The organism is Clostridium sp. HBUAS56017 (assembly GCF_007115085.1).
GTDB lineage: Bacteria > Bacillota > Clostridia > Clostridiales > Clostridiaceae > Clostridium > Clostridium cibarium.
In genome coordinates this window covers 137,593-148,513 of record NZ_SULK01000001.1, presented here as the reverse complement: position 1 = coordinate 148,513, position 10,921 = coordinate 137,593, and the positions used below count along the sequence as shown (strand labels likewise).

Sequence of the window (10,921 nt, the reverse complement as noted above, 5' to 3'; positions counted from 1 at the left end):
TATGAAAAATTATTTGTGTCTCAAAGTCGTTGAAAAATCACAAATCTATAGAAAAATCTTGTAGCTTTTCACTCTACGAGAAAGTTAGACAAAATAGTTGATATTTAATAAATTTATTTGTATAATAGGAAAGTAATAGAATAATAAACTATGATTGAGAAAGTAAATATAATAAAACATTCAGGGAGAAAGGGTCTTGGACTGGAAGCCTTTTTATGAGGAGTTATATTGAAGTTCCCTCAGGAGTTCTAGCTGTGAAATTTTTAGTAGTAGCTAGCGGGAAACCGTTAAATTATTGAGTTGGGTGTTGTCTTTATTTAGACAGACCAATTAGGGTGGTAACGCGGATAATTCGTCCCTTTTTAGGGGCGTTTTTTTTATGTTCAAAATTAGTAAAGTTAATGGAAAACTTATTACTTACAAAGTTCAAGTAAAGGAGAATTAAAATGCAAGAAAAATTGATGCAAATTAAAGAAGTGGCTTTAAAAGAAATTGAAGCAGTAAAAAATACTGCAGAAGTTCAAGAACTTAGAGTTAAGTTCTTAGGTAAAAAAGGAGAACTAACTACTATTTTAAAGAGTATGGGTGGTTTGTCTAAAGAAGAAAGACCTGTAGTAGGTAAAATGGTAAATGACGTAAAAAAAGTTGTAGAAGATAAGTTGGAATTTATCTCAAAGGAAATAAAAGAAAGAGAAAAGAATGAAAAACTTGGCAGCGAAATTATAGATATAACACTTCCAGGAAAGAAAAATGATATTGGGAAGAGACATCCATTGGAGCTAACTGTTGAGAGAATGAAGGATATATTCATTTCTATGGGATTTGCAATAGAAGATGGACCAGAAGTAGAGCTTGATTATTATAATTTTGAAGCTCTAAATATACCCAAAAATCATCCAGCTAGAAGTGAGCAAGATACATTCTATATAAATGATAATATTGTGCTAAGAACTCAAACATCTCCAGTACAAATTAGAACTATGGAAAAGCAAGAACCACCAATAAAGATGATTTCTCCAGGAAAAGTTTATAGGGCTGATTCTGTGGACGCTACCCATTCTCCAATATTCTATCAAATGGAAGGGTTAGTAATAGATAAAGGAGTTACATTTGCAGACTTAAAGGGAACTTTAGAGCTATTTGCAAAGAAGATGTTTGGTGATAAGGTTAAGACAAAGTTTAGACCACATCATTTCCCATTTACAGAGCCATCTGCTGAGATGGATGCAACTTGTTTCGTATGCGGGGGAAAAGGATGTAATGTATGTAAAGGATCGGGGTGGATTGAACTTTTAGGTTGTGGTATGGTTCATCCAAATGTTCTTAGAAATTGTGGCTTAGATCCAGAGGTTTATAGCGGATTTGCTTTTGGATTTGGTGTTGATAGAATGGTTATGCTTAGCTATGGCCTTGATGATATCAGATTATTATATGAAAGTGATATGAGATTCTTAAATCAATTCTAGAGGAGGATTAAGTAATGAAGGTACCATTTAATTGGATTAAAGATTATGTTGATATAAATGTAGACGCTAAAGAACTTGGAGATATACTTACGCTTACAGGTTCACAACTTGAAGAGGTAGAGATTCAAGGAGATAGTATTAAGAATGTAGTTGTTTGTTATATAGAACAAATAGAAAAGCATCCTGATGCAGATAGATTAAATGTTTGTCAAGTTGATATTGGAACAGAAAAAATTCAAATAGTTACAGCTGCAACTAACATGAAAGAAGGAGATAAAGTTCCTGTTGCTCTTCATAAATCTATTTTAGCTGATGGAACAGAGATAAAGAAGGGCAAGATGAGAGGTGTTGTATCTAATGGTATGTTCTGCTCAGAAGAAGAGCTTGGAATAGCTGGAGATGAGCCGGTACATGGACTTATGATATTACCAGAAGATGCTCCTATAGGAATGGATATAAAAGAATATCTTAAACTAAATAAAGCTATATTAGATTTTGATATTACATCTAATAGACCAGATTGTTTAAGTATGGTGGGTATGGCAAGGGAAACAGCTGCAGCACTTAGAACAACATATAAAATGCCAAACCTTAACTTTGAAGTTAAATCTTCTAAAAATATAAAGGATGAATTAAAGGTAACCATTAAAAGTGACCTTTGCAGAAGATATATGGCTAGAGGAGTTAAAAATGTTAAAATAGTTCCATCACCAAGTTGGATGCAAGAAAGATTGCTTGAAGCGGGTGTGAGACCAATAAATAATATTGTAGATATAACAAATTTCGTAATGTTAGAAATTGGTGAACCAATGCATGCATTTGATAAAAGACAGCTAACTACTGGGGAAATTGTAGTAGATAGAGCAAAAGATGGAGAAAAGTTCACAACTCTTGATGAAATAGAAAGAGAATTAGATTCAAGTTTCTTATGCATTAAGGATGGAGACAAAACAGTTGCCCTAGCTGGTATTATGGGTGGATTAAACTCAGAAATAAAGGAAGATACTACTGAAGTTGTATTTGAATGCGCAAATTTTGATGGAACTAATATTAGAGTTAACTCTAAGGTTTTAGGCCTTAGAACTGAAAGTTCATCAAGATTTGAAAAGGATATTGATCCAAATTTAGCACAAATTGCATTAGATAGAGCTTGTGCTCTTATTTGTGAATTAGGTTCTGGGGAAGTAATGGAAGGAACTATAGATGAATATCCTTCGGTTAAAGAAATTTCTCATATGACAGTATCTGCAAGCTGGATTAATAAGTTCTTAGGAACTGGTATAACTAAAGCAGAAATGAAAAGTGCATTAGATTCTTTAGACCTAAATACTGAAATAAATGGAGATAACTTAGAGATAACTGTACCTACATTTAGAGTAGATATAGGAATAAGAGAAGATATAGCAGAAGAAGTTGCAAGAATTTATGGATATGATAAGATTCCTACCACAGTGTTTGATGTGACTCCTATGAGAGAAAACAAGCATAAAAATGATATTCTTAGAGAAGTTGTTATTGATGCATTAATAGCTTCTGGGCTAAATCAATCAATATCTTATTCTTTTGTATCACCTAAGGTTTTTGATAAAATAAAGGTAGCAGAAGATTCTGAACTTAGAAATGTTATTAAAATTAAAAATCCATTAGGAGAAGATTTCTCAGTAATGAGAACTTCAACTTTGCCTTCTATAATGGAATCACTTGGAAGAAATTATTCAAGAAATAATGAATATGCTAAGCTTTTTGAAATAGGAAAAGTTTATGTTAAGAGCGAAGAGGAAAATAAACTTCCAAATGAAAAGAATATTTTAACTATTGGTATGTATGGAAAAGTTGATTTCCTTGATTTGAAGGGTGTAGTTGAAAATGTGCTTGATAGATTAGGAATTACTAAGGCTAAATTCGTAAGGGAAAGTGAAAATCCTACATTCCATCCAGGAAAAACAGCGGGAATTCAATTAAGAGGTAAGAGTGCAGGTATATTTGGTGAAATACATCCAGATGTACAAGATGAATATGGGTTAGATGTTCCTTCTTATGTAGCTGAATTGAATTTAGATCTTTTATATGAAGCTTCTAATGTTAAGAGAGAGTATGCACCAATTCCTAAGTTTCCAGCTGCTACAAGAGATATAGCTATTTTGGTTGATGATAGTATACTTGTTGGAGATATTGAAGACTGTATGTTAAGAGCTGGTGGTTCAATAGTTGAGAAGATAGCACTATTTGATATTTATAAGGGTTCTCAAATTCCAGAAGGTAAGAAGAGTATAGCTTATGCAATAGTGTATAGAGATGCGAAAAAATCATTAACTGATAATGATGTAAATAAAGTTCACGATAAAATATTGAAGAGCTTGGAAAATAAAGTTGGAGCACAATTAAGATAAAATGTTGTTGATTTGTTGCGTATAGGATGAAAGTAGTAATAATATTGTAAGATTTTGGCTAGCTGATTTTTTATCAGCTAGCTTGTTTTATAGGTTTAATTCCCCTATAATTATTTATAAAGACAATTTTGAGAGGTGTTACTATGATTAAAGTTACAGTTACTATAAATGGAAGAGAATATAATTTAAAGGGTAAAGAAGATGAAAATTATTTAAAAGAAGTATCTGAATTTGTTAATAGTAAAATAAAAGAAATTACAAGTAAGAATACCTTTTTAAGTACAGGAGATGCAGCAGTCCTAGCGGCAATAAATATAGCAGATGAACTTTACAAAGGGGATATTGAAGTAGACAGATTAAATAAAATTAAGGTTTCATTAGAGGAAAGAAATCAAACCTTAAGCGATACAATAAAGGAATTACGTGAAAGAATAGAAAAGATTCATGGAACTAGTAATAAAGTAATCGGTGATTTAGAAAATAAAGTTCGTAAGTTAAATGAAAATATAATAGAACAAACTAATAAGAATAAAAATTTATTTGATGAGAATAGTAAATTAAATAGTAACAATAAGAGCTTACAAATTGAAATTGAAAATCTAAAAAAAGAATTATCTAAAGTAAATAATTTAAATGGATATTTGGACGAGCAAGTAGAAAAAGAAAGAGAAAAAAATACTATTCTAGAAGAAAAGATAAAAGAAGCATCTTATGCTGAAAATGCTATCAAAAAAGAATTAACAGCTGCTTTAAATGAAAAAGAACAAATTAATAAACTACTTGACGAAGGAAAGTATTCAGAAGATATTTTAAATAATGAAATAGAGTCATTGAAAAAGAAAAATAAAGAGCTTAATGATGAGATAAAGAGGATTAGTAATTCGAAAGAATCTGTTGAGGAAGAACTTGACATAATAATGGGACGTAATGAGGAATTGAAAGATGAAATTAATATCTTAAATAAAAGCGTCACTAGCTTAAAAGGGAAAATAGATGAAAAGAATAAAGAACTAGATATGGAAAAATCAACAAAGGCATCCTTTGAGGAAGAGTGTAGAATAAAAGGTATTAATGAAAAGGAAATATTAAATGAAGAAATTCAAGAAAAGAAAAATATCATAAGTGAACTAGAAGAAAAAGTAGAAAGGTTAACTTATGAAAAAACAAAAATACTGGATAGTGGTAAAGAATCTAGAAATGAGTTGAAGACTTCAAAATACAGGATTTTAGATTTAGAAAAGAAGCTGTTAGATGCTCAAATTGAAATGGCAAAGATGAAGAAAGCAAATAATCCGTTAATGAAATAGAGGATAAAATTAAGATTATTGTAGGATGATATATTTAATATTATTTTATAATAATCTTTTTATGTTATAAATGGGTCATGAATAAAGAAAATTGGTAATATTGAAGGTTTTATGATATAAATAAGATTAGACATGCTGATTATGATAGTAGACTATAGGAGAGATGAAGATGACTAAAATAGAATTATTGGCTCCAGCAGGGAGCATGGAAAGTCTTTATGCTGCAATAAATAATGGAGCAGATGCAGTTTATTTAGGCGGGAGTAAGTTTTCAGCTAGAGCCTATGCATCAAATTTTGATAATGAAAATATGAAAATAGCTGTGGATTATTGCCATAGTTATGGAGTTAAAATATATGTAACAATGAATACAATTCTTAAGGAAAAAGAGCTAAAAGAAGCTGTAAAATATGCAGGATATCTTTATGAAATAGGAGTTGATGCTTTAATAATTCAAGATTTAGGTTTACTTAAGCTAATTAAAGAAAATTATAAAGATTTTGAAGTTCATGCGTCTACTCAAATGACAATACATAACGGTGAGGGAGCTTTATATTTTAAGGAAAAAGGTTTTACTAGAATTGTTCTTTCAAGAGAACTTTCACTTGAAGAAATAAAACATATTTCAAAGGATTTAGGTATTGAGACAGAAATATTTGTACATGGAGCATTATGTGTTTGTTATTCTGGAAAATGCTTGATGAGTTCGATGATAGGTGGGAGAAGTGGAAATAGAGGTAGATGTGCACAACCTTGTAGGATGCAATATACATTGAAGTCTAATTCAATGGGAGAAAAGAAAGGATTCCTTTTGAGCCCTAAGGATATATGCACAATAGAGGATATTAAAGACATAATAGAAAGTGGAACTTCATCATTAAAAGTTGAAGGAAGAATGAAGAGGCCTGAATATGTAGCCGGTGTTACGGAGAATTATAGAAAAGCTATTGATAAAGAGCTGAAAAATGAAAAGTATAATATAGCTGAAGGTAAGAGAGTGTTACTTCAATTATTTAATAGAAGTGGGTTTTCTAAGGCATATCTCAGAAAGAATGTAGGAAAAGATATGATGAGTTACTCTTTTGCTAAAAATACTGGAGTCGAAATTGGAAAGATATTAGATAATGGAGAGGTAATATTAAATGAAAGTGTAGCTATAGGTGATGGGATAAGATATGGAGAAAATGGCTTTACCTTAAGTAAAATTATGGTGAAAGGAAATGAAGTTAAAAGAGCTGAAAGAGGAGAAAGGGTAAAGTTATTTCCAAAGGGATATAAAAAGGGAGATATGATATTTAGAACATCTAGTAAAGAACTTTTTGACTCTTTGGAAGAAAAAATCAAACCTTATTATAAAAAGATAAATTTATATGGTAAAGTAAATTTTAAAATAGGAGAAGAAATTACAATAACTGCTATACTAAATGGAAAAACTTATTCTGTAAAAGGTGACATGGTTGAAAAGGCCGAAAGAAAACCCTTAGAAAAGGATAGGATTAGGGATGCTTTAAAAAAATCAGGGGATTGTCCATATAAACTAGAAGAAATTGAGTTTGCTTGTTATGAAGAAGGTTTTTTAAGAATAGCATCTTTAAATAATCTAAGGAGAGAATTGTTTGAGAAGATAAGGAAGCAAGAAACATCTTTATATAGAAGAAAAAGAGCTTTAGGAGTAAAGGATAGTGAAGTGTATAAAAATATACCAAAAATAGATATTTTATTCACATGTATTACGAAAGCTCAGCTAGATTCTTTGCTTAAGGAGAATATAAAAAACATTGGTGTTGATTTATTTAGTAGGGAGAAAGATGCAATAAGACTTTCAGATTTAGAAAATATAAAAAATACTAATGTATATCTACTAATTCCTGAAGTTATTAAGGAAGAATTTAATTCAATAGTTAATACTATAGAGAAGTGCAAGGAGAATATAAAGGGAATAATAACTTCAAATGTAGGTGTAATTAACATATATAGAAATGAACTTAGTATAATAGGAGATTATAAGCTTAATATATTTAATTCTCACGCATTAGATTTTGCAAGAAAAGATTTAGGTATAGTTTCTCTTAGTTTAGAACTTAATAGAAAAGAAATAAAAGAAATCATGAAGAGTAATATTAAGGGAGTAGCTTATAATATATATGGAAAAACAGAAGTAATGATAAGTGAATATTGTCCTATAGGAAGTACTTTTGGTGGTAAGTGCAAGGATAAAGAGTGTAATAGTGCTTGCATGAGAGATAATTTTACATTGGTTGATAGAATGAATGAAGAATTTAGAGTAATGACTGATGTATATTGTAGGAGCCATATCTTAAATAGTTCTCCATTGAATCTAATAGAAGAAATTGAAGATTTAAAATCAATGGGAATTGAAACTTTTAGAGTAGATTTTAAAGATGAAGGACAAGAAGAAGTTATTAAAGTTTTAAATATGATAAGAGGTAGCGTTAAGGTTGATACAAACCTATATACTAAGGGCCATTATAGAAGAGGTGTTGAATAAGAAATGAATGAAAGAGCATTAAGAGTATTAGAATTCAATAAGATTAGAGACAAAGTTAAGAGGTATGCAGTAACTAGTGGAGGAAAGGAACTTGTAGAAAAATTAGCTCCTTGTGAATCAATATTTGATACAAGAAATGCATTGCAAGAAACTGATGAAGCTTGCAAATTGATTATAAAAAAAGGAAATCCTCCATTTGAAGGGTTGCATGATGTGAGAGAGGGCTTAGAAAGAGCGAAAAAAGGTGGAAGTTTATCAGCTGCACAATTATTATATGTAGGTAATATGTTAAGATGTACAGACAAAGTTAAAGGCTACTTAGAGAGAAAAGATGAAGAGGAAAAGTATGATAAATTAGAAGATTTGGCATATATACTTACTCCTATAAATAATTTGAAATTAGAAATAGAAAGAGCCATTATTTCTGAAGAAGAAATAAGCGACAGAGCAAGTGGAACTTTGCATGGAATTAGAAGGAGTTTAAAGGAAAAAAATTCTTCAGTAAGAGAAAAAGTTAATTCTATAGTGAGAAGCAATGCAAAATATCTTCAAGATGCCATATATACCATGAGGGGAGATAGATATGTAGTTCCTGTAAAAGCCGAATATAGGGGTGCTGTGCCAGGACTTGTTCATGATCAAAGTTCAACAGGAGCAACTTTATTTGTTGAGCCTATGAGCTTAGTTAATCTTAATAACGAAATAAAGGAATTAAAGTTAAAGGAACAAGCTGAAATTGAAAGAATTCTTTTAGAACTATCTAGAAAAGTAAGGGATAATGTAGATGTACTTGAAAGTGATATGAAGATATTACTGCAGTTTGATTTTATATTTGCAAAGGGAAAATATTCGTTGTCCATTAATGGAATAATTCCTGAAGTGAATAGTGATGGTGTATTTGATTTAATTAATGTGAGACATCCGTTATTAGATCCGGATGTAGCTGTTTCTTCTGATGTGTACTTAGGTAAGAATTTTACAGCTTTAATGATAACAGGGCCCAATACAGGCGGGAAAACTGTAACCCTTAAAACAGTTGGACTTGTACATATTATGGCAATGAGTGGATTGTTAATATGTGCAAAGGAAGGATCGTCTATAAGTTTCTATAGAGAGGTATTTGCTGATATAGGAGACGAGCAAAGTATAGAGCAAAGTCTTTCAACATTTTCCTCACACCTAACAAACATTGTTGAAATAATGAAAGTGGCAGATAAAGAATCTTTAGCTTTATTTGACGAGCTTGGGGCAGGAACAGATCCTACAGAAGGAGCGGCGTTAGCTGTATCAATTATTGAAACGTTAAAGGAGAGAGGAACTAAAATTATAGCTACTACTCATTATAGTGAACTTAAAGGATATGCCTTAAAAACTCCAGGGGTAGAAAATGCTTCAGTGGAATTTGATGTTGAAACCTTAAGACCTACATACAGATTGCTAATTGGAATACCAGGTAAATCTAATGCATTTGAAATAAGTAGGAGACTTGGATTAAATGATTATGTTATAGATAAAGCAAAAGAACATATATCAAAGGAAAATCTTCAATTTGAAGATTTAATAAGAGATTTACAAGAGAAGAGTATAATTGCTAATAGAGATGCAAGAGCCGCTGAGAGATTAAAGAATGAAACAGAAACAATTAAAAAGACTTATGAAGATAAACTTAAGAGACTTGAGACAATTAGAGATAATGCTTATAATGAGGCGCGAAGAGAAGCTAAAGAAATAATAGCTAAAGCCAAAGACGAAGCTGATGATATATTAAAGGCTATGAGAGAACTTGAAAAGATGGGTATCTCAGGGGGCGGAAGAAATAGATTAGAGGAAGAAAGAAAGAAATTAAAGGATTCACTTGAAGAAAAAGAAAAAGCTATGATAAAGGCAAGAGAAAATTCAGGAGAAGTAATTGAAAAAGTAACACTTGGAATGGATGCATTTTTACCTTCATTAAATCAAAAAGTAGTTATAATTTCTATGCCTGATAAAAAAGGTGAAGTTCAAGTTGAAGCAGGTATAATGAAGATAAGTGTAAAATTGAAAGATCTTAGAACGAGTGAAGGTGCTTCCAAACCGAAAGAAAAGAAGAGGAAAAGAGAAGTTAATCTTAACTTGAGGGCTGTTGAAAACAGTATTGATTTAAGAGGACTAGATGGGGAAGAGGCATGTTATAGAGCAGATAAATATCTAGATGAAGCTTATATGGCAAACCTAGGTGAAGTTACAATAGTACATGGTAAAGGTACTGGAGTTCTTAGGCAGGCAATAAATACTATGTTAAAGAAACACATTCACGTAAAAAGTTATAGACTAGGGGTTTATGGCGAAGGTGGAGATGGTGTTACAGTAGTTGAATTAAAGTAAAATGATTAATATTTATATATTTATGCAGTAATGAAATTGAGGTGCTAAAATGTATTTGATAAGTGCATGCTTATGTGGAGTCAATTGTAAGTATAGTGGCAAAAATAATTTAAATAAGGATTGTGTTAAATTGTTGGAGCAAGGTGAAGCTATTTTAATTTGTCCTGAACAATTAGGTGGATTGACAACTCCGAGAAAACCAGCAGAGATTATAGGTGGTACAGCAAGAAGTATTGTAGAAGATGGAATAGGTAAGGTAGTGACTTCAGAAGGTGAGGATGTAACTGAATCTTTTATAAAAGGTGCTGAGGAAACTATAAAGATTGCCAAAACTTCTGGTACTATAGCAGCAATACTAAAAGAAGGTAGTCCTTCTTGTGGATGTAATTATATTTATGATGGAAGCTTTTGTGGTAGTAAGATAGCTGGTGAAGGCATTACAGCATATATACTAAAGAGATCAGGAGTAGATATACTATCTGATAAAGAATACAGTGAGAAGATAGAAGAGAGTAATAAGCTAATTTATCTGTCAGATTATGATTTTAAAAGAAAAGACGTGGATGAGAATTTTGAAAATGAAGAAAGTGCAATAGTTTATAGCATTATAAAAGATGATGAAGAAATAATTACAGACTTACCTGAAAATGTTGAGAAAAACATGAAGAGATTGATAATAACTATGGCAAAAGAGATGTTTGGACTTGAAACATTAGAGGATATAGAAAGTGCCACGGGCTTTACTAAGAAAGAGATACTAGAAGTTCTTGAAGAGAGTAAGGATGAATAAAATTTAGGCAGCATTATTCAAAGTACTCTATCTAGTTAAATTTGAAACACTTAATAATATTATTACATCAATGAAATAATTAATCTTGACACTGG

The 10,921-nt window shown here is 31.0% G+C and carries 6 protein-coding genes and 1 other annotated feature; all 6 genes read left to right on the top strand.

From position 1 onward, the window contains the following. The first annotated feature begins 141 nt into the window (after positions 1-141). Positions 142-363: a binding site (T-box leader), on the top strand. 83 nt (positions 364-446) lie between these two features. The 6 genes from pheS to FAY47_RS00785 all read left to right on the top strand — a co-directional run bounded on the left by pheS (position 447) and on the right by FAY47_RS00785 (position 10,826). Continuing rightward, complete coding sequence (pheS, locus tag FAY47_RS00810; protein ID WP_143314458.1) at positions 447-1,466, top strand: phenylalanine--tRNA ligase subunit alpha; 1,020 nt, start codon at positions 447-449, stop codon at positions 1,464-1,466. A gap of 14 nt (positions 1,467-1,480) precedes the next feature. After that, entirely contained in the window at positions 1,481-3,856 is a 2,376-nt protein-coding gene (gene pheT / locus FAY47_RS00805) for a phenylalanine--tRNA ligase subunit beta (RefSeq protein ID WP_143314456.1), read from the top strand. Positions 3,857-3,999: 143 nt separating this feature from the next. Further along, positions 4,000-5,163: a cell division protein ZapA gene (gene zapA / locus FAY47_RS00800; protein WP_143314454.1), complete on the top strand. Its 1,164-nt coding sequence runs from the start codon at positions 4,000-4,002 to the stop codon at positions 5,161-5,163. Positions 5,164-5,332: 169 nt separating this feature from the next. Beyond that, the gene (locus FAY47_RS00795; RefSeq protein ID WP_143314452.1) at positions 5,333-7,672 is read left to right on the top strand and encodes a U32 family peptidase; all 2,340 of its coding nucleotides are present in this window, start codon (positions 5,333-5,335) and stop codon (positions 7,670-7,672) included. Positions 7,673-7,675: 3 nt separating this feature from the next. Beyond that, positions 7,676-10,036 carry an endonuclease MutS2 gene (locus FAY47_RS00790; RefSeq protein WP_143314450.1) on the top strand — a complete coding sequence of 787 codons (2,361 nt, stop codon included), beginning with the start codon at positions 7,676-7,678 and terminating at the stop codon, positions 10,034-10,036. Between the two features lie 49 nt (positions 10,037-10,085). Next, positions 10,086-10,826 carry a DUF523 domain-containing protein gene (locus tag FAY47_RS00785; RefSeq protein ID WP_143314448.1) on the top strand — a complete coding sequence of 247 codons (741 nt, stop codon included), beginning with the start codon at positions 10,086-10,088 and terminating at the stop codon, positions 10,824-10,826. The last annotated feature ends 95 nt before the right edge of the window (positions 10,827-10,921 follow it).

Excerpts from the sequence above, each read along its gene's own strand:
- FAY47_RS00790 (WP_143314450.1), top strand. The coding sequence starts at position 7,676 with ATGAATGAAAGAGCATTAAGAGTATTAGAATTCAATAAGATTAGAGAC.
- FAY47_RS00785 (WP_143314448.1), top strand. The coding sequence starts at position 10,086 with ATGTATTTGATAAGTGCATGCTTATGTGGAGTCAATTGTAAGTATAGT.
- FAY47_RS00795 (WP_143314452.1), top strand. The coding sequence starts at position 5,333 with ATGACTAAAATAGAATTATTGGCTCCAGCAGGGAGCATGGAAAGTCTT.
- pheT (WP_143314456.1), top strand. The coding sequence starts at position 1,481 with ATGAAGGTACCATTTAATTGGATTAAAGATTATGTTGATATAAATGTA.
- pheS (WP_143314458.1), top strand. The coding sequence starts at position 447 with ATGCAAGAAAAATTGATGCAAATTAAAGAAGTGGCTTTAAAAGAAATT.
- zapA (WP_143314454.1), top strand. The coding sequence starts at position 4,000 with ATGATTAAAGTTACAGTTACTATAAATGGAAGAGAATATAATTTAAAG.